This window comes from Nonlabens spongiae (assembly GCF_002117125.1).
Classification (GTDB): domain Bacteria; phylum Bacteroidota; class Bacteroidia; order Flavobacteriales; family Flavobacteriaceae; genus Nonlabens; species Nonlabens spongiae.
Window position 1 is genome coordinate 1125561 of sequence record NZ_CP019344.1, and the last position, 20295, is coordinate 1145855.

At 39.8% G+C, this 20295-nt stretch carries 18 protein-coding genes; 12 read left to right on the forward strand and 6 right to left on the reverse strand.

Annotated elements, in window-relative coordinates; all coding sequences use genetic code 11:
• Positions 1-76 precede the first annotated feature (76 nt).
• The 5 genes from BST97_RS05135 (at position 77) to BST97_RS05155 (ending at position 5220) form a co-directional block, all read left to right on the forward strand.
• Positions 77-829, forward strand: a complete 753-nt coding sequence (locus BST97_RS05135) for a hypothetical protein (RefSeq protein WP_245833665.1) — start codon at positions 77-79, stop codon at positions 827-829.
• Positions 807-1574, forward strand: coding sequence for a DUF3822 family protein (locus BST97_RS05140; protein WP_085766224.1), 768 nt, complete (start codon positions 807-809; stop codon positions 1572-1574). The genes BST97_RS05135 and BST97_RS05140 overlap by 23 nt, the downstream gene beginning before the upstream one ends.
• The gene (locus BST97_RS05145; RefSeq protein WP_085766225.1) at positions 1565-2116 is read left to right on the forward strand and encodes an RsmD family RNA methyltransferase; all 552 of its coding nucleotides are present in this window, start codon (positions 1565-1567) and stop codon (positions 2114-2116) included. Before BST97_RS05140 ends, BST97_RS05145 begins: the two co-directional genes overlap by 10 nt.
• A 12-nt stretch (positions 2117-2128) precedes the next feature.
• Positions 2129-3712 (forward strand): protein adenylyltransferase SelO, encoded by a 1584-nt coding sequence (locus BST97_RS05150; RefSeq protein WP_085766226.1) that lies wholly within the window; start codon positions 2129-2131, stop codon positions 3710-3712.
• A 107-nt stretch (positions 3713-3819) separates the two neighbouring features.
• Positions 3820-5220 carry an exonuclease domain-containing protein gene (locus BST97_RS05155; protein ID WP_085766227.1) on the forward strand — a complete coding sequence of 467 codons (1401 nt, stop codon included), beginning with the start codon at positions 3820-3822 and terminating at the stop codon, positions 5218-5220.
• A 322-nt stretch (positions 5221-5542) separates the two neighbouring features.
• Here the strand turns inward: BST97_RS05155 and BST97_RS05160 are convergent, their stop codons facing one another.
• Positions 5543-6205 carry a DUF4290 domain-containing protein gene (locus tag BST97_RS05160; RefSeq protein WP_085766228.1) on the reverse strand — a complete coding sequence of 221 codons (663 nt, stop codon included), beginning with the start codon at positions 6203-6205 and terminating at the stop codon, positions 5543-5545.
• A gap of 45 nt (positions 6206-6250) precedes the next feature.
• Positions 6251-6538, reverse strand: a complete 288-nt coding sequence (locus BST97_RS05165) for a DUF493 family protein (RefSeq protein WP_085766229.1) — start codon at positions 6536-6538, stop codon at positions 6251-6253.
• Between the two features lie 68 nt (positions 6539-6606).
• On the opposite strand from BST97_RS05165, the gene BST97_RS05170 reads away from it, so the two are divergent.
• The 5 genes from BST97_RS05170 (at position 6607) to BST97_RS05190 (ending at position 11083) form a co-directional block, all read left to right on the forward strand.
• On the forward strand, positions 6607-7140 hold the full coding sequence (locus BST97_RS05170) for an AAA family ATPase (RefSeq protein WP_085766230.1): 534 nt from the start codon (positions 6607-6609) through the stop codon (positions 7138-7140).
• Between the two features lie 14 nt (positions 7141-7154).
• Complete coding sequence (locus BST97_RS05175) at positions 7155-9017, forward strand: RecQ family ATP-dependent DNA helicase (protein ID WP_245833687.1); 1863 nt, start codon at positions 7155-7157, stop codon at positions 9015-9017.
• Positions 9007-9963, forward strand: a complete 957-nt coding sequence (fmt, locus tag BST97_RS05180) for a methionyl-tRNA formyltransferase (protein ID WP_085766232.1) — start codon at positions 9007-9009, stop codon at positions 9961-9963. Before BST97_RS05175 ends, fmt begins: the two co-directional genes overlap by 11 nt.
• Positions 9964-10116: 153 nt before the next feature.
• On the forward strand, positions 10117-10389 hold the full coding sequence (locus tag BST97_RS05185; RefSeq protein WP_085766233.1) for an HU family DNA-binding protein: 273 nt from the start codon (positions 10117-10119) through the stop codon (positions 10387-10389).
• Between the two features lie 133 nt (positions 10390-10522).
• Positions 10523-11083 carry a YqgE/AlgH family protein gene (locus BST97_RS05190; protein ID WP_085766234.1) on the forward strand — a complete coding sequence of 187 codons (561 nt, stop codon included), beginning with the start codon at positions 10523-10525 and terminating at the stop codon, positions 11081-11083.
• 89 nt (positions 11084-11172) lie between these two features.
• On the opposite strand, the gene BST97_RS05195 is transcribed toward BST97_RS05190, so the two are convergent.
• Together BST97_RS05195 and BST97_RS05200 are read right to left on the reverse strand one after the other, a co-directional pair.
• Positions 11173-12555, reverse strand: a complete 1383-nt coding sequence (locus tag BST97_RS05195) for an NAD-dependent succinate-semialdehyde dehydrogenase (RefSeq protein WP_085766235.1) — start codon at positions 12553-12555, stop codon at positions 11173-11175.
• A 190-nt stretch (positions 12556-12745) separates the two neighbouring features.
• Entirely contained in the window at positions 12746-14809 is a 2064-nt protein-coding gene (locus tag BST97_RS05200; RefSeq protein WP_085766236.1) for a dipeptidyl-peptidase 3 family protein, read from the reverse strand.
• A gap of 943 nt (positions 14810-15752) precedes the next feature.
• Here BST97_RS05200 and BST97_RS05205 point away from each other — a divergent pair.
• Positions 15753-16295, forward strand: a complete 543-nt coding sequence (locus BST97_RS05205) for a tetratricopeptide repeat protein (RefSeq protein WP_085766237.1) — start codon at positions 15753-15755, stop codon at positions 16293-16295.
• A gap of 1010 nt (positions 16296-17305) precedes the next feature.
• Positions 17306-18415, forward strand: a complete 1110-nt coding sequence (locus BST97_RS05210) for a slipin family protein (protein ID WP_085766238.1) — start codon at positions 17306-17308, stop codon at positions 18413-18415.
• 71 nt (positions 18416-18486) lie between these two features.
• Here the strand turns inward: BST97_RS05210 and BST97_RS05215 are convergent, their stop codons facing one another.
• Positions 18487-19545 carry an NAD(P)-dependent alcohol dehydrogenase gene (locus tag BST97_RS05215; RefSeq protein WP_085766239.1) on the reverse strand — a complete coding sequence of 353 codons (1059 nt, stop codon included), beginning with the start codon at positions 19543-19545 and terminating at the stop codon, positions 18487-18489.
• Between the two features lie 68 nt (positions 19546-19613).
• Complete coding sequence (locus tag BST97_RS05220; RefSeq protein WP_085766240.1) at positions 19614-20216, reverse strand: MCP four helix bundle domain-containing protein; 603 nt, start codon at positions 20214-20216, stop codon at positions 19614-19616.
• Positions 20217-20295 lie beyond the last annotated feature (79 nt).

Sequence of the window (20295 nt, forward strand, 5' to 3'; positions counted from 1 at the left end):
TACTTAGCCTATTAGGACGAGCGAAAAAATATTGTAGATTTGTTAGCTTTGAAACTCATAAAAAACCATTAATTATATGCTAACGCTAGTATTGTCGATTGTAGGAGGTCTCATAGCAGTGTTCCTTCTAGCCATCTTTATCAATAAGATCCCTAAGAAGTTTCACATCATCATGGTGGTACTTCTGCTAGGACTGAGTGGTTTTTTTGGTTACAAGCTTTACAAAGCCATTGAAGAGCCGGTAAAATTTGAAGCGGTAAAAGAGAAACGCTACAGAAAGGTAATTGAAAAACTGATTCATTTGAGAGAGGCTCAAATGGCTCACAAAACCATTACGGGAGATTACAGTGGCGATATAGATAAGTTGGCAAAGTTTGTAGATACGGCAAAGTTTGCATTAACCATGCAAAGAGATAGTACCATTCCAGACCGTGAAAAGAATAAAAAGTTCAGACTGGACGAGGAAACTGGTGGTTATTATAAAGAAATTACGCTTACTGATACTCTAGGTTTTAAATCTGTAAAGGATTCACTTTTCAAGGAAGTTGAAATACGCAACCTGCTTAAGTACGATATCAAGGACGCTCCAGGTCAAATAGAGTTGGAAACCGATTACGTTTTTGACAAAGAAAATAGAATCCCTGTTTTTAGAGCTCGTGCCGATAAAAAAGATATCCTCTTTGATCAACCAGAGCGTTTGCTAGAAAGAGAGCTGGAAGTGATCGCCATTGAAGCCGTACCTGGTAGATACATCAGAGTAGGTTCACTAGACGAGATATCAACAAGTGGAAACTGGCCTAGACAATATGCCCCAGGAGCTTCAGAATAATATATCTGCAATACATAAAAGTCTGTCCGTCTTGATTTCTCAAGATGGACTTTCTTTTTATATCTACCACGATCAAAAAGTGCTGGATCAGTGGAACACCTCTTTTGAGCGATCCATGAATCCCTCCTTTATTCTAGAACAGGTTGAGAAAGAATTTGAGCGAAACCAGGCTTTATCATCCGCATTTCAAAAAGTGACATTGCTCTATAATCATGATTTGTTCTGTCTAGTTCCTGCTGCCATTTTTCAGGAAAGCAATGCCGCTGATTATTTAAAATATAATGCCCGTCTGCTCAAAACTGACCTCATCAGTCATGAGAAAGTGGACAATGTGGTTATGGTTTACATCGCATTTGAAAATATCAATAATTACTTTTTTGAGAAGGTAGGAAGCTTTGATTATTATCATTATGGATCACAATTGTTGAAGCTGCAAACAGATACAGCTCCAAAAGATCAGAATGTCATTTACACCGATTTTTTTGACAACAAGTTCTACATGAGCATTTACAAGTCTGCAGAATTGCAATCGCTTAACTTGTTTCCCTATGAAAGCATAGAAGATGCTTTATATTATGTTATGTTCGGTTTGCAGCAGCACGATTTTGATCCTGCAAAAGTCCTATTGATCTTACGAGGCGAGGATTCAATAAGTAAGGTAGAAGAATTACTCAACGCTTACGTTTCTAACATTCAGGTAAAAGTTAATCAAGCTACCTATCAAGAAAAATTACTATGCGTATAATTTCAGGAACCCATAGAGGACGTCGCATCTTAGCGCCAAAAAACTTGCCTGTGCGCCCCACGACGGACATGGCAAAAGAAGCCTTATTCAACATATTACGCAATCAAGTAGAGCTTTCAGTGCTTCATGTTTTGGAACTCTTTTCTGGTAGTGGCAACATATCTTATGAATTTTGCAGCAGAGGAGCCCAGAGCGTAGTCGCCGTAGACCAGCATCACGCTTGCGTGTCGTTTGTTCAAAAAACTGCAGAGGAATTAGAATTCCCCATCACTGCGGTCAAGTCAGATGTTTTCCCCTTTCTCAACCAACATAGTGGTACTTACGATCTCGTTTTTGCTGACCCACCTTATGCCTTGGAATTAGATGACTTTATGAGTCTCGTAGATCTTATTTTTGATCAGAATCTGTTGCAAACAGAAACTGATGAAAAATATGCTGGGATGCTTATCATAGAACATTCTAAACATACTGACCTGAGCACCCACGCAAGATTTGACAACGCTCGCAAATACGGCGGTACGGTCTTTAGTTTCTTTAAATAAATTCAACACATCATGTTTCCTTTCCAAATTTCACATCACTTTGCTGATGCACTTCCTAAGGATCCTATAGATGAGAATTACACGAGACAGGTAGGAAATGTAGCATTTTCACGGGTAGAACCGGTCAAGTTCCCAAAAGCGCGACTTTTACATGTTTCTAATTTTGCCAATGATTTGGGCTTTGACGAAGCCTTTATAAATTCAAAAGAATTTCAAGAGATTTTTACGGGTCAGAAAATACCTAGCGAAGCCCAACCCTACGCCATGGCTTATGCTGGACATCAGTTTGGACACTGGGCTGGTCAGTTGGGAGATGGTAGGGCGATCAATCTTTTTGAAGCAAATTCAGAAAATAAAAACTGGACTTACCAGCTCAAAGGCGCCGGACCTACGCCCTACTCCCGTAGAGGTGATGGTTTTGCTGTCTTGAGATCCAGCATCAGGGAACACCTTTGTAGTGAGGCGATGCATCATTTGGGAATTGCGACGACTCGATCATTAAGTCTTTCTCTTACCGGAGAAAAAATTTTACGCGACATGCTCTACGATGGTAATCCAGAATTTGAGCCCGGCGCTATAGTGTGTCGTGTGGCCGAGAGCTTTGTGCGGTTCGGTAATTTTCAACATTTTGCCGCTCAAGGCGAAAACGAATCCTTGAAAAAGCTCACAGATCATATCATCCTTCATCACTATCCCAAAATTGCTGAAAGTCCTAATAAATACATGGAATTTTTCAGTGCCGTTTGCGATCGCACCCTTAAAATGATCATCGACTGGCAACGTGTGGGCTTTGTTCACGGCGTTATGAATACAGATAACATGTCCATTTTAGGACTCACCATCGATTATGGGCCCTACGGCTGGCTGGAACCTTATGAACTGGACTGGACGCCTAACACGACAGACCGCAACGGCCGTTATACGTTTGGCCAGCAACCTGAGATCGCGTTATGGAATCTGTTGCAGCTCGCAAATGCGCTCTATCCCCTCATCGAGGATAGCAAACCGCTGGAAGCGCGGCTCATGCAGTATAAAACCGATTATTTCAACTCTTACCATACCATGATGAGTGATAAGTTAGGTCTGTTTAATGAAAAAAATCAGGATCAGAAACTCATTGCAGACTTAGAATCTACTCTTCAACTCCACGAGTGTGACATGACGCTATTTTTTAGAGAACTTAGTAAAATTGATCAAGACAGCTCTGTTCAGGATTGCTGGAACACGTTGCAAATCGCATTCTATAATTACGATCAGCTTCAAGAAACCCATCGAGATCAATTGGAGAATTGGTTCCAAACCTATTTGGATCGACTCAAAGTTGAAAGTGTAGGATATGATGGTGATGATCTCACTTTCGCGAAAGCGAGAACTCAAAAAATGAACGCCACAAATCCAAAATACGTATTGCGCAACTACATCGCACAACTAGTAATCACGGAAGCTGAAAAAGAAAATTACGAGCTGCTGAATGAGGTTTATGCCATGCTCAAAAACCCATACGATGAACAGCCAGAGTACGAGAAATGGTATCAAAAAAGACCGGAATGGGCGCGTTCAAAAGTAGGTTGCTCACAATTGAGTTGTAGTAGTTAAAATCTGTAAGGAAAAGATTACCTGACGAACTTATATCTTTTCTAAAAATATCATTTAACATCCTTTATTAGGAATTATTCCATAATTTTGGAACTTTTCCAACTTCTATGAGTGTAACCAATAATTATTTTGCAGTAGTCGATATAGAAACGACCGGTAAAGGTTTGGGTGGCAATCGTATTACTGAAATCTGCATCGTGCGTATGCACGGTACTGAGATCGTTGAGAAATACACCACGCTGATTGATCCCGAATGCTTAATACCTGATTTTATTACTTCGCTTACTGGTATCGATAACGAAATGGTGGCGACGGCTCCAGTTTTTCAAGATGTGGCCGAAGAGGTTGAACGCATGACTCGTGATTGCATTTTTGTGGCGCACAACGTCAACTTTGATTACAACATCATCAGGAATGAATTTAAGCGGTTGGGACATGAATTTAAGAGAAAGAAACTTTGTACGGTAAGGCTTTCCAGAGAACTCATACCCGGGATGAATTCTTATAGTTTAGGAAGATTATGCAATTCTCTGGGCATCGCACTCAACAACAGACACCGCGCTGAGGGCGATACGGACGCAACTGTATCTCTTTTTCAACGTTTACTAGAAACCGAAGATTGTGAAGCCACTTTTGAGAAGTTTCTCAAAGGCACCAATAAAGAAGGTACGTTCCCTCCTCACCTAGATCGTTCTCAGTTTTCACAATTACCAGATGCTCCGGGAGTTTATCTTTTCAAAAATCAAGCGCACAAAGTGATCTACGTAGGCAAGGCGATCAATTTACGAAAGAGGGTACTTTCTCATTTTTACACTAAAAAGAGTAAATCCTACCTCATGTGTCAGGAAATTCATCACATTGAACACATTCCTACAGGAAATGAACTCGTGGCGCTCTTACAAGAAGCTGATTTAATCAGACATTATTATCCCAAGTACAATAACGCACAGAAAAAACCACGTCGCGCCTACCAGATTCTCTATTATAAGAATCAGTTAGGGATCATTCAGTTTGCTGTAGGATTAGTCAAGTCTTATGATAGTGCCATCGTTACTCATTATAATAGATCTCATGCCGTTGAACAACTGGAAGAATTATGTGCTGAGTTTAAGCTATGCCCTAAATATTGTAGCCTAAAGGTTCAAGACGACTGTTCCTCTCACTATAAAATTAAAAATTGCAAAGGCGTTTGTAAGAAAGAAGAAATGGTTAGTCTTTATAATATAAGGGCTAATCAAGCGATAGAAGCTTTAAGAGCGAGTAATGCAAATTACGTGATCAAACAACCAGGCCGTACCCAGCACGAAAACTGTTTTATTTTAGTCAAAGATGGTGAGTATCAAGGTTATGGCTTTGTTGACCAAAATGTAGGGATAAGCAGTCTCGCTGAATGTGAAGATTATATCGATCGCAAAACGACCAATTACCATACAAATCAAATATTGAGATCTTATCTGGATAAACACAACGGGCAAGAAATTATTTATGAAACTTTGCAAGCTTCATAATAAAAAAGAGCTGTATCTAGTATTGCACTTTTCAATTGGGTAATTATTAACGATTTAGGCACAAATCAATAATATTTCATTAAGAAAAACTACTATGCTAGCATATTAAATTTGTTTAAAAAGAAGCGATGGATTTAATAATTTCCCCAAACGGTTACAGTGATTGGAAAAGAAAGGTTCTTGAAGATCACGATGATCATGAAGAGGAGTCGGTAACCAGCCCGCTTTCCAAATCTTGAACGCAGTTAAACCAGCTGTAAGAAATCAAAATGTCAAGCAAATTGCTTGACATTTTTTTATTTTAACCGTTAGAAAGATTTACCTAATTTCTGCCGCGTCTTCTGTTGTTATTTCTATTATTCTTTTTACCATTATTACGCCTACTATTGTTCTTAGATCTGTGGGTATTTGTATTGCGGTAGATGAGATCTTTAGACTCCAGTAAATCTTCATCTTTTACGGCGAGATTGATCTTACCATCACTCATTTCAAACAGGTGTTTAAAAATGACTGCATCATCGACTGAATCCTTATTCCAGTTCAAGTAAGATTTCTTCATGTGATTTGCAATGATGAACGTGAGCGCTTCTCGCTTCTCTCCCTTCTCCCAGCCAGTAGCAACATCTATCATTCCTTGAATGTTATTCCCGTAAAAACGGTATCGTGGACGTTTTTGAGGATAAGACATGCGCTCTGGCCGCGCATTGATAACTTCAGGATCAGGTTTTGGAAACGGTGAGTCTACATCCAGATCAAAATCTGCGATCACAAAAAGTTGATCCCACAATTTGTGCTGAAAGTCATCTATATCCCGTAAATGCGGATTCAAATTACCCATAACACCTACGATAGCATGAGCCATACGGTTGCGCTCTTCCTTAGAGGGTAGTTCCTTGCAGTGCTCTACAAGTTTCTGAATATGTCTTCCATATTCAGGTATATTTAGATGGTTACGCTCTGTATTGTATTCTAATGATGAAATCAAAACTTAATGAGATTTAATGGCAATGTAAGGTTTATCTACGAGATGTTATAGAGAAATAACACCTTCAACTTCCCCTACCTCTTTGTACTTTTCAATAACGGCGTTAGGATTTTTCATCTTAACCATTACAGAGACACTGGTATAGGTTCCTTTACTACTTTCCTTTGTGTTGATAACCGCTCCTAGATTATCAAACTTATCTTCAATTTGCTGAATTTTACCTCCAGTGGATGGAACTATAAATTTGAAAAGGTATTTAGAAGGCCATAAACTGGTATCAGCCAGTTGCTTTTTCAGCTTTTTGTAAAATTCGTCGGGATTAGGTACTGCCATAATATTAGTGTGCAAATATAATTGATCAAAGTGGAGGATGCATCCACTATATTCTTTTAATTTGTGGTATGAACAGTATTACCCGTGCAGTCCTCATAGGCGGTCCTGGAACAGGAAAAACCAGCGTTATAAACGCATTAAAAGATATAGGTTACAATGTATTGCCTGAAATAAGCAGACAGGTCATAAAAGAAGCTCAGAAAAAAGGTATCGACCAGCTCTTTTTAACAGACCCTCACGCCTTCAGCGACAGATTGTTGGAAGGGCGTATTTCACAATACGGTGAAGCTACAAATGGCTTATATTTTTATGATCGTGGAATCCCTGACGTCCCAGCCTATCATCGCTTTACAGGTGATCCGATTCCCGAAATTTATGTGGAGAAGAGTATACGCTTGCGCTACGACTACTGTTTTTATTTCCCTATTTGGGAAGAAATATATCAGCAGGATTCTGAACGCTATGAAGATCTGAATCAAGCCAAAAAAATCAGCGGTATTATCAAAAAAGAGTATGAATCATTAGACTATCAGGTGATTGATGTACCGAAAATAAGTATTGAAGATCGCGTTGCTTTCATTTTAAAATACCTCAACCCATAGGTAAAGCCGAAGACATATTAAGAACAGTATTTGGGCATAGCCAATTCAGACCCAAACAAGAGGAAATCATAACATCAGTTCTGGAAAATCGTGATGTACTTGCTGTTTTACCCACCGGCGGTGGAAAATCGCTATGCTACCAGATTCCCGCATTGTGTAAAGAGGGAATTTGTATTGTGGTCTCTCCTCTCATCGCTCTGATCAACGATCAAATAACCCAATTGCAAAAGCGCAACGTACGAGCCGTAGGGATCACTTCTGGAATTTCAAGACAAGACCTGGATACTGTGCTGGATAACTGTATCTATGGCAACTATAAATTTTTATACTTAAGCCCGGAACGTCTGGAGCAACCGCTGGTTCAAGAGCGCATTTCACAAATGAAAGTGAATCTCTTAGCAATAGATGAAGCCCATTGCATTAGTGAATGGGGGCATGATTTCAGACCGGCCTATCTCAAAATCAAAGAGGTGTTCAGTTTTATTAATAAAGCTCCCGTAATTGCAGTTACAGCCACGGCAACTGTAAATGTTCAAGAGGATATAAAGGAGCACCTCAACCTCAAGAATCCTAGAGTATTCACGTCCTCCTTTGAGCGACGGCAACTAAATTATGATCTCGAGCACTCAACTCACAAAAGGAGCGCGCTTATCAACTTCTATAACAATTCTCAAGGCAGTTCTATTGCCTATGTGCGCAGTCGTAAGAATACCGTAGAATTCAGTCAACTTTTATCTCATAAAAACATCTCGTCTAGTGCTTACCATGGTGGCTTGGATTCAAAAATGCGTAAGGATCTAGTCTCTAAGTGGCTGAGCAATCAAACCCGGGTCATGGTTGCCACAAACGCCTTCGGTATGGGAATCGATAAGCCCGATGTACGTAGCGTAGTCCATTTACAGCTTCCTGACAGTATTGAAAGCTACTATCAGGAAACGGGCCGCGCCGGCAGGGATGGCAAAACAGGTATCGCAAAGTTTATCTATAACGAGAATGATGTGATCCACGCACGCAATCAGTTCATTAGAGCGCTTCCTACTGTGGATATCCTCAAGAAAACTTACCGGCATTTAAGCAACTACCTGCGCATTGCTTATGGTGAGGGTCAGGAGCACACCTATCAACTTCCGTTTGCAGACTTTTGTCGTACCTATGATTTGAATGGGATCATTACCTATAATGCACTGACTGCGCTGGATCGTTTTGGTGTGATATCGCTGGATCAGAGTTACGGTAATCGTTCTGTGGTACGCTTTCGCGAAAGCGGAACAAAAATCATGGACTTTACCAGTCACGATCAAGTGGCACATGCCATAGTGCAAGCTATTTTGAGAAGCTATGGAAGCAGCCGTGAACAAAATCTTCAAATCAATTCAAAACTGATTGCTGTAAGAAGTAACACCACGGAAAAAGAAGTCACTGAAACACTCAAACAACTGCATGAGCGCGAACTAATTTATGCCCGCATAACTGGAACAGACTTGACACTGCAATATCTACAACCTCGAGAAGACGATCGTACGATCAACCGTTTTGCTAGAGAACTGGAGCGATATAATGAAGTAAGAATTCAAAAGCTTAACGCGATGATTGAATTACTGGACCAGAACCAGTGTATGGAGCGTGGGATTTTAGCATATTTTGGAGAACGCCTAGATCAAAACTGTGGGCGATGTACGTATTGTAGAAAAGGTAAAATGGTCAATTTGAAGCTCATGATTGAACAATATGTTAGCCAAGGTGAGGTAAGTCTAGAGGAAATTTCAAATCACGTTAATGCCCCAAAAGATGAAATTCTTAAAACACTACGTCAACTTATAGACGATGGTATAATCCTTAATATTGCAGGCAAAGCTTTTAGGATCAATGAGAGATAAATTGAAGATTGTATTTTTTGGCACACCAGAATTTGCCACTCATATATTAGACGGTATCGTGCAATCCCATCATCAGGTTGTGGGAGTTGTTACCGTAGCAGATAAACCTGCCGGTCGAGGGAGGAAATTGCAGGAGAGTCATGTAAAGCAATATGCTGTAGGTACAGGTTTAAGAGTTTTACAACCTACAAATCTCAAAGATGAAAATTTCATCAAAGAATTGAGCGGCTTAGAAGCTGATCTATTTGTAATTGTCGCCTTTAGAATGTTGCCTAGGGTAGTTTGGGATATGCCAGAGATGGGAACTTTTAACTTACATGCCAGTTTATTGCCTCAGTACCGTGGAGCGGCACCCATCAACTGGGCGGTGATCAACCAAGAAAAAAAATCAGGCGTCACTACATTTTTCATTGATGAAAAAATAGATACCGGAGCGATGATTTTACAGGCAGAGTGTGCACTGGAACCTATGGAAACTGCAGGATCACTGTATACTAAGTTGATGCATCTAGGACGTACACTAACCCTAGAAACTATAGACTTGATCGCAGAGGGAGAGGCGTCTCTTACAAAGCAGACCAACTATGATGAGTTGAAAGATGCTCCAAAACTGACCACGGAGAATACTAAAATCGATTTTTCTAAGCCGGCCCAGCAAGTGGACGCAGTAGTACGCGGTTTGAATCCTTTTCCCATTGCAAAGGCAACACTCTTAGATAAGAACAATATTTTACAGGTCAAGATTTTTGAGACTTCAATTGTTAATAAACCTCACAACATGATACCTGGAAGCATTGTAGTAAAAAATAATGAGATCATGATTGCTTGCTCTGATAGCTTTGTGCTACTAGAAAAACTTCAATTACCAAATAAAAAAGCAATGGATGCCAAAAGTCTTTTGAATGGATATAGCTTTTCCTCTGATGCTAGATTTGATCTAGGATAGACAGAAAACCTTAGAATTCACAAGGAGTTATTAACAAAACGTTATATTTATTAACAATAAATGGAGAAATGTTGTTGATTTCTTGTGCGGTGTAAGAATCCGTATAATTTTGTTACCACGTTTTAGTTGAACTAATTAATTAATAATCTTATCATGAACAAAACTGATTTAATCGAAGGAATGGCCGAGCATGCCGGCATCTCTAAGTCTGCTGCTAAGAAAGCTCTAGAGTCATTTCTAGGTAATGTAGAAAAAAGCCTTAAAAATGGAGACCGTGTGTCTTTAGTAGGTTTTGGTTCTTTCTCTGTATCTAAAAGAGCTGCTAGAGAAGGTAGAAACCCACAAACAGGTAAAACTATCAAGATCGCTGCTAAGAAAGTAGTAAAATTCAAAGCTGGTAGCGACCTTCAAAAAGCTGTCAACTAAGCAATCGAAACAACTTTTTGTTTGATCCTGTTCTAACGAGCAGGATTTTTTTTGTACTTATCTTAAATATTAGTTAATAAAACTTGTAGTGTTACCCGTTGTTTTCATTACATTTAGATATAAAAGTGATCTTATGGAAAAAATTGCGCCACATAAAGGAAAGCTCTTAGTATCTGAGCCTAATATTATAGGAGATGATTCCTTTTCAAGATCAGTAGTGCTGGTAACAGAATACAATCAAGATGGTGTAGTCGGTTTCATCCTTAACAAGAGATTAGAATATACCCTTGATCAGTTGATACCTGAAATAGATGCTCAACTAGATATTTATGCTGGTGGACCTGTAGATCGAGACAACCTTTATTTTTTACATAACATACCTGAATTAATTCCTGGCTCTCATCTTATAGAGGATGATATATACTGGGGTGGAGATTTCGGTATTGTAAGTGAATTGATTAAGCAAAACAAGATTACGGGTTCTGAAATCCGCTTCTTTCTGGGATATTCTGGATGGGAAATACATCAGCTTGAAAATGAGCTTCAAGGAAATTCATGGGTCGTCTGTGAAAACACCTCTGCAAGTGAGTTACTAGCATTAGATACTTTTGATATCTGGAAAAATCATATGCGTGAACTGGGAGGTAAGTACGAGTTATGGTCTAACGCTCCGGACAATCCTCAATACAACTGAGAAATTTAACTAAATTGCATAAAAAAAGGTTTTTGAAAAATTCAAAAACCTTTTTTTTGCGGTAATTTATTAAGATTTTACAAAGTCAACTATGAATTGAGAATATTAACTGCTTTAATATTTACAAATTCCTTGATACCAAATCCTCCGTGCTCTCTACCATATCCAGAATCCTTAACCCCTCCGAACGGCATGTTTACTTGAGCTAAACCAAATGAATTGATGAAAACCATTCCCGTATCAAAATGATCTTGTGCGAGTTTTACTGCTCTGTCTTGATCTTTAGAAAAGATTCCTCCTCCCAGACCAAACCTACTGTCGTTAGCAATACGCATAGCATCCTCTTCATCTTTAGCATGAATCAAAGATGCTACGGGTCCAAATAATTCATCATCATAAGCTGGTTGACCTGGTTTTACATTACCCAATACAGTCGAGGGGTAATAAAATCCATCTCGATCTTCAGGTTCACCACCACACAGCACTTCTGCTCCTTTATCGATACTTTCTTTAACTTGGTCATGAAGTTTCTCCATAAGATCTTTACGAGCCATGGGGCCTAACTGAGAATTTTCATCATTTGGGTCTCCCAGAGTAATGTTGCTCATGCGTTCAACAAAAGCCTTCTTGAATTCTTCAAAAACTTTGTCTACAACGATAAATCTCTTTGCTGCAACGCAAGTCTCTCCATTATTGTATATCCGACCGTTGGCACAGGTCTTTGCAGCCATTTCAATATCAGCGTCTTCTAACACGATGTAAGCATCATTACTTCCAAGCTCTAAAACTGTTTTCTTAAGCGCTTTTCCAGCTTGTTCACCTATTTTTTTACCTACGCCTGCACTACCAGTAAATGTTACTCCCCTTACAAGATCGTGCTCTATAATTTTCTCAGAAATTTCGTGGCTGATCACTAAGGATTGAAATAAACCCTCAGGCAAACCTGCCTCCTCATAGATTTTTTGAAGCAACAAAGAGCAACCAGTGACATTTTCAGCGTGTTTTAATAGCACTGCATTACCCGCCATAAGGTTTACGATAGAATATCTTACTACTTGATAAGCAGGGAAATTCCACGGTTGTATCCCGTAAATTATTCCCATTGGTGAATAGGTTACGATTCCTTTGCCACCGCCATCGAGTTCTCGTTCTTCATCTGCTAAAGCGTCCATACCACTTTTTGCGGTATAATCGCAAATTCCTTTACAGAGATCTATCTCTTGTTTACCGTGCTTGAATAACTTACCCATCTCATCAGTCATGAGTTGAGCAAATTCGTCTTTGTATTCGTTCAACTTTTCTCCGATGTTCTTGATCACCTTTGCTCTTTCCTCCAGTGATTTCAGTTTCCAGGATTCAAAGGCCTTTTGAGATTGCTGAATCTTTTCCATTGCTTGCTCCTCTGTCAAGAAATCATAAGATTTGAGCTCTTTCCCATTTGCAGGGTTGATAGTTGTGATTTTATCTGCCATTTTATTTTTATTTTAAAATTACATAGACTAGTCTGAATCAACCCTTAATTTTAAAACAATACTGTCCCATAGGTTTCATAATAACTCTATATCTCTCTGGTATCCATCGATTCTCGCCTCGTCTTAGAAATAAGATATTAAAAAAGCCACCTTACGGCGGCTTTGATAGATTATAGACTTTATGTAAAACCTAATTAGTTGAAGTATTTTCTTCAGATGACATATTTGTGTCCATAGAATTCAGAAATCCATAAGTTTCTGAATACGTCAACATTTGCTCAGCAAAACTATCGGGTTGTTTGATTTCAAAACCAGTGATCTCACCATTTTCTTCAACGGGTACGATCATAGGATTCACAAAACCACTATAAGCCGGAGCTTCAAATTTGCTCGCACGATCTTTTACTTCTTGATGAATATCTTGATCTACCTTAACGCCATAATCTTCTACAAGTGCTTTGGCTGCTTCAAAGTCACCTTCACTCGTCATGCGTTGAGTCTCACGGAGCAACTCACCAAAAATCTCTCGCAACGCTTTATAGTCCTTGATATCATAATAAGTCTTACCGTCTTTAGTTACTTTCTCGATTACTCCGTTTTCTTCGCCTCGTTCATACGCCCAGGCACTTACCCACTGGCGGTTTCTCATATGAGCTTCTTCTACATTCTGCCCTACTTCTAAACGAGTCAATTGTGTCATAAGACCATTTCTTATATAACCATCATATGCCGCCATACCGGTTTTTTTCCAATCTTCAACCAGACCTAGTTCCTCAAGCTTGGGATCCATCAAGTAATAAAGACCGAAAAGGTCTGCTCTCCCCTCTTCGATGGTGCTTTTATAGCTTCCCAGTGTTTCCTTAGGAGTTCCTACACCTGGATTAATCTGACCGCTGGCATGTCCCACCACCTCGTGAAGTGCCGTGTGTAACTTGTCTGCGAGAGCACCATATTTCTTCTCCAGCTCGATTTCTTCCTCATCGTGAGCAAACTCCTCAAGTTTACCTGTACTACCTGCTCCATTATAAGCTGCAATAATGTTTCCTAGAGAAACTGATTTACTACCATGCACGTTTCTGATCCATACGTTGTTTGGCAAGTTTACACCTATGGGAGTTGCTGGACTGGCATCCCCTGCTTCACCGGCCACATTTACTGTTTTATAGCTTACTCCTTTAACAGAGTCTTTCTTGTGCTCATCCATAAGTGGCGAGTGATCTTCAAACCATTGTGCATTCTTGCTCAAGACTTCCATTTTACGGCTCATGTCAAAATCCTTGATCTGCACGATGGATTCATAGCTCCCTTTATAAGCAATTGGGTCGTTATACACTTCTATAAAACCGTTGATCCAATCTACTGCACCATCAGTACTGTTAGTCCAGGCTATTGCATAGTCATCCCAAGTATCTAGGCTTCCCGTTTTATAATACTCTATGAGCAATCCCAGTGCTTTTTCTTGTGCTTCTGTTTCTGCAACCCCTTGTGCTTTTTCTAACCAATAGATGATGCGATCAATCGCAGCTCCATATTTACCTCCGCTCTTATAAATTTCTTCTACCAGCTCACCATTTTTTTTCACGAGTCGCGAATTCAACCCAACCTCAATCGGTTCATTTTTATCTACTGCAATGCTGCCGTAAAATTCCTTAGCCTCTTGTGTAGTGACATCAGGACCGTACAGGTTAACCGCACTTGCAAGAACTAAGTCCTTATCCTCATCTAGAACCACTTTCTTACTATCTTGATCGTCATAAAGCAAGTTTAATATTCTAGTATCCAGCTCCACGCCAGCTTCTTCCATCATTTTGGACAATTGCTCTTTAGGTAGTTCTGGGATCATCTTATCCATACTGTAGTGGTGGTGGATTCCGCTAGCAAACCACACCCTATTGAGGTAGGTTTCAAATTGTTGCCATGCTTCACTCTCTTTATCGCCCTTATAGTTGGTATACAGATTTTCAAGTGCCTGACGGATCGCTAGATTGTGCCTGTAATTCTGATCCCATGTGATATCTCTACCGCTCAGCCCTGCCTGGGTCATGTAGTAAACCAACTGTTGTTGTTTGAGACTCAGCTCGTCCCAGCCTGGGATTTCATAATGTAGTACAGCAATGTCTGCAAACTCGGTGACTTTACCGTTGTTTTTTTCCGTTTTGGCTTTGACTTCTGTGATGGGCTCATCTGTACTGTTGTTGCATGAGACCATTAAGGTAGCAGCTAGAATATAAGCTGCAATTTTCATGTTTTTCATTGAGGTAGTTTTGTTTGTTTTTCCGGCGACACTTATCTATTTCTCAACTCCACATTTATGAGAGTAATGATTTTTGATGTTCCGCTTTCGCGAAAGCGTGCCAAAAACAATTTTCTTAACAAAATCAAAAATAGGGAAACAATTCTTGAATCTAAACACGACCATGCATAGGTTGACGAATGAAATTCAATAAATAGAATCATTCTGAATACTCCATTTCATATCCTCTTGCTAAAGAAATCTTTTATAATTGCAGCATGAAAACGCAAAGAACCACATATCACATTTGCTCAGATAATCCAAGAGGATTACAGGTAGCGCTCTTTTTGAGCGAGGTATGCAGGTGCTTTAGAGTATGATTTTATGAGTTAGAAACTATTAATTAACCATAGATGGGGCGCCTTAAAATTGATTTAAGGCGCTTTTTTTATGCAGCAACCAAAAAATTTTTAATTGATAAGTGATTTTTTACATAGTTGAATAGGTTGAGTCAAGTTACAGTATTTCAAATACTTTAATTTAAAACCAGAATCTGCTAACAGCGGACAAGAATTCAACAGCCTAAATTCATCTATTAAACAGCTGATTATCAATTATTTATTTTTAAAAAAGTTTGGTAGTTACAGAAATTTGTATTCATCTTTGCACCGCCTTTGAGAAAGAAAACAATGATCTCGAGTAAGGCAACAAATAGAACAAACCAGATCAGTAGATCACAAAAACAGAAGTTATGCAACGTATCATTTTAACATCAGTACCAGATTTTATGGTAACGATATACGGCTGGCTTCGGGAACATTCATAGAAAATACTACCTCATGAATAAACCCGAAACAGCACCAGACGATTGATTCGGGTTTTTTGATGGATGACCTTTCCATCTTACCGTTACAGCGTCGCAACAGCCTCAAGAAGGCAAAAGACAATATTTTAAATAACGGTAATGAATTCAAACAATTACATCTTCAAGGCTATAGATGCCTATCCCTATGAACTCGCCGAGACGGTGGAGTCACTGGATTACGCACTTGCCTATGAACCAGAAAATACTGAGGCTCTTTATCTCATGGCGTGCCTACACATGTATGACCTTGAAGATTACAGTACGGCTATAGATTATTGTGAGCAGATCATGGCGATAGATCCATATATGATAAAGGTTTATTCCTTGTTCATCAATGTTCTGACTTGCGCAGAGGAGTTTCAAAAAGCCCAGAAGGTTCTCGCATTTGCCTTTACGGTCAAAGGTTCAAATCATGGTTTATTACGTATCATGCAGGGACGCTTGATGGAACGCCAGGGGTTGCTCAAACCAGCGATCGCCGCACATAAAGAAGCGCTCAAGTCATGTACCGATCGGTTTTTAACCTGTTTTGCTCAGTCAGAACTGGATCGCGTTAAGGCAAAACGTAGACTGGTCTTCAAAAAGTCCAAGAAAACGGAAAAGGCAAAAAAGAAAAAAAGCAAAAAAAAGAAGAAAAAGTAGTCTCGGTAAAAGCGCCGTAGTGTAACGGCTAGCACGTCGGGTAGATCCCTTCAGATTTGAGTTCGATCCTCAAAGGGCGCTTTTACAAAATGGTGATTGAAGTTGATTTGATAAAATCAACTTTAAGAAACAGTAGCTAAGGGTTGCCAAAGACAGTCCTGAATAAGTCCAATAAATTGGATCTTTTTCCTCATTTCATCGTTAAAAAGCCTTGCGGTAGTATTACCTATCGCAGCGTTTTTTGCCTTGAAATGATAAAAAATCGCTCAATTTATTTTGCCCAGATTCAGAACTGCATTTGGCATAAAGCACCCGCTGAAGACGGGAAGATACCTGTTCGACTCAGGTCTGTTTCGCACTTTACTGGTAGCGGTCGTGTTTCTGTATGGCACGCCTGTCTGCTGCGTTGCAAGTTTGTATCACGCAAGCAGATGCAACTGGTTGAGAGGTTTTTTGGTTTCCTTAAATCAAAGCAACGATTATGTAGGTTCGAGTCCTACTTCTGATCAACAGATCGGAATGGCGGAATAGGTATACGCACTGATTTTAGAATCAGCAATCGAGAGTCATAGATCTCGTAAATCTAGGACAATCACCCTTTGTGGATAGGGAGAGTTTGAGGGATCTCGTTAAAAATCCTTCTCTTGGAGCGGTGGCTCGCCTTAGTTAAGCCAAAAGAAGAAACCCTGCGGGACAGGTCGGGAATTTAGAGCAATCAAGGTTCCAGTCCAGATCTCGCCTTGAATGTAAGTCCAGTCACGATTCGAGACCGTGATTCTGGAATGGCTTGGAGAACTAAAACGAAGATCGTTAGATCAGACTAAATAGTTCAAAAACCTATTTCGGGTAGCGGTTGAGACGAACCGACAGACTCACATTCCGCGAGGGATGGATGACCTCAACGCAGGGTTTCTTTAAAAAAGTATTGTTTCAGGGTTTTACCGGTAACGCCCTGTTCAAATAGTGTAAATTTTAATCGATCGCAGATTGTGGTCACAAAGAAAAGAGAAATGAAAATTTCTAGAAAAGTCATCAAGACCGGTACTGTGGGACTGGTCTTCAAAGACGGTGAATTTGTCAGAATGTTGAATGCAGGCGTTCACTGGGTACGCTTTCGCGAAAGCGTAAAAATCTTCTACATGACTGCACAACTTAAGCTGGACGTGCGACTGGAAGAAGTCTTGCTCAAGGATGCGAAAGTTCTAGAGAACCTACATGTTGTTGATGTGGGTGACGGCGAGCTGGTTTTTAAATTTGTCAATAACATCTACAGTCATGTACTCACCACCGGAAGATACCTCTACTGGAAAGGGTTCATGGACTACAAGTTTGTCAAGGCAGATTTGAGTAAAATCGAGATCACCGAGGATCTGGACAGCAGCATTTTAAGTCGCTACGGTGTGAATCAATATGTTAGAACCTTTGAAGTAGGCGCTACTGAAAAAGGGGTGTTGCTAGTCGAGGACAAATTTGATCGTGTGCTGGAAAGCGGTGTGTATAGGTTTTGGAAGAACGACATCAGCATCAAGTTTGCCAAAACTGACACGAGAACCCTTCAAATGGAGGTAAGCGGTCAAGAGTTGCTGACGAAGGATAAGGCGAGCATCAGAACCTTTCTGTTTGCAAAATACCGAGTAGTGGATGTGAAACGTGCGCTCATGGGAACCAAGGATTTTGAAAAACAATTTTATGTGGATCTACAACTGGCTCTGCGTGGTTTTGTAGGAAACTTTACGCTGGATGAACTCCTTGAAAGCAAGGAAGATCTAGCCGCGAGCATCAATGCAAAAACTGTGGTTACAGCAAGGGATCTAGGCATTGAGCTGCTTGATGTGGGAGTGCGTGATATCATCTTGACTGGAGAAATGAAGGAAATCATGAATAAAGTCTTGATGGCACAAAAAACCGCTCAAGCAAACGTGATTACCCGAAGAGAGGAAACTGCTAGCACCCGTAGTTTGCTCAACACGGCAAAGCTCATGGAAGAAAATGCCATGCTCTATAAGCTCAAGGAAATGGAGTACGTAGAAAAGATCGCCGATAAAATCGGTGAGATCACCGTAACCGGTAATGGTGGTATGGTAGGACAGCTCAAAGAAATTTTTGCCGCTGGGAAATGAGTCTTAGGACTTTGAATAGAAAGAGCGGACGTGGTGTCCGCTCTTTTTTATTTCCTAAGTATGAATTCTAATCAATTCTTTAAACTCTGCATGTCGATCACAAAACGGTATTTTACATCGCTATCCTGAACGCGCTGAAAAGCTTCATTGATCTCATCAATGTTGATCATCTCGATATCGCAGGTAATATTTTTTTCACCACAAAAATCAAGCATTTCTTGAGTTTCCTTAATCCCTCCTATTAGAGATCCAGCAACGCGCTTTCTTCCTATGATCAAGTTACCACCGTGCATGGGTTCTAAAGGCTCAATGGCTCCTACCATACACATGGTGCCATCAATGGTAAGTAGGTTCAGGTATGGATTAATATCGTGTTTTACCGGAACAGTGTTCAAAATAAAATCAAAAGAGCCTTTATGCTCTTTCATTTGGTCGTCGTCTGTTGAGATCAATACACCATCGGCTCCTAATTTTTTGGCATCTTCTTTTTTGCCTAGTGATGTGGTGATCATTATTGTTTCCGCACCCATCGCTGCGGCAAACTTGATTCCCATGTGGCCAAGACCGCCTAAGCCTACTACGCCTACTTTATCTCCTTTCTTGATATTCCAATGATTGAGGGGTGAGTACGTAGTTATTCCTGCACATAATAATGGTGCAGCTGCGGCAAGGTCTAAATTCTCAGGAACACTTAAAACAAATTCTTCTCTTACTGTGATGCTGGTTGAGTATCCACCGAAAGTGTGATCACTTTCTGCACCACCAATCTTGTCTTTGCCATTATAGGTTCCCGTCATTCCGTTCTCACAAAACTGCTCGAGATCGTTGTTACATGAAGGACACTCTAGACAGCTATCGACCATACAACCTACAGCCACAATGTCTCCTTCTTTAAATTTGTTTACATCTGAACCAGTCTCTGTGACCTTACCCACGATCTCATGACCAGGAACTATAGGATATTTAGCATTCCCCCAGTCATTGTTCTTTGCGTGAATATCGCTGTGGCAGACTCCACAGTATAAAATTTCAATTTTTACGTCGTTAGCATTCAACTCCCGACGCTTTATGGTCATTTGCTTCAAATCTGCATCAGAGCTTTGAGCTCCGTACGCTTTTACTTCTTGCATCTTTCTATATTTTACTCAAAATTACTGATGTCATGTTATAAAGACTTAAAAAGTCACGTTAATAGAGTCTAAGATTCTTTTGATGATCTTTTTGGATCATAGAGAATGATAATTTGAATTACAATAGCAAGGAAAATGAGTACATAGATTTCGATACTTGTGAAAAGTTCAACGGTTTCTACAGCCTTCTTAGTAATTCCCATTTGTACGCCTCCCTCAGCCAATTGAATTTCTGCGAGGTCATTTAATTTTTGTTTAAGCAATTGAGAGCTTTGCAACAACGTTGAGTCTATAGATTCTCTAGATCCAGCGGCACTTTTTGCGGATAGGTCTTGAACGCCTTGTTTGAATTTTTTAAAAACCTTTTCTTCTTCTTTAGTTAGTTTAGTGGTTTCAAACCTAACGATGAGATTCTCTAAATGATCTTTAGTAGTCTTTATTTTATTATCAGCCTGGAACGAGGAATCTGTTACAATAGCTAGTTCCAAGTCGTGAATAGAGACTGACATATCATAAATAATATTCTTTGCCACTAATCTATCCTCATATAAAGAGGTCACCGAGTCCTTGACTTGAATAAAGTTGTTGCGATCGATCAAATTTGTGGTCACAATCAGAACAAAAACCATTGAAATACCTAGCAACCACTTAATTTTGTTATATGTTTTCATAGAAAAGATTTAGCTCTCTAAGATACGAATTCTGGTCTTGACTAGAATCAAAAAAGCACTGCTTACTGCAGTGCTTTCC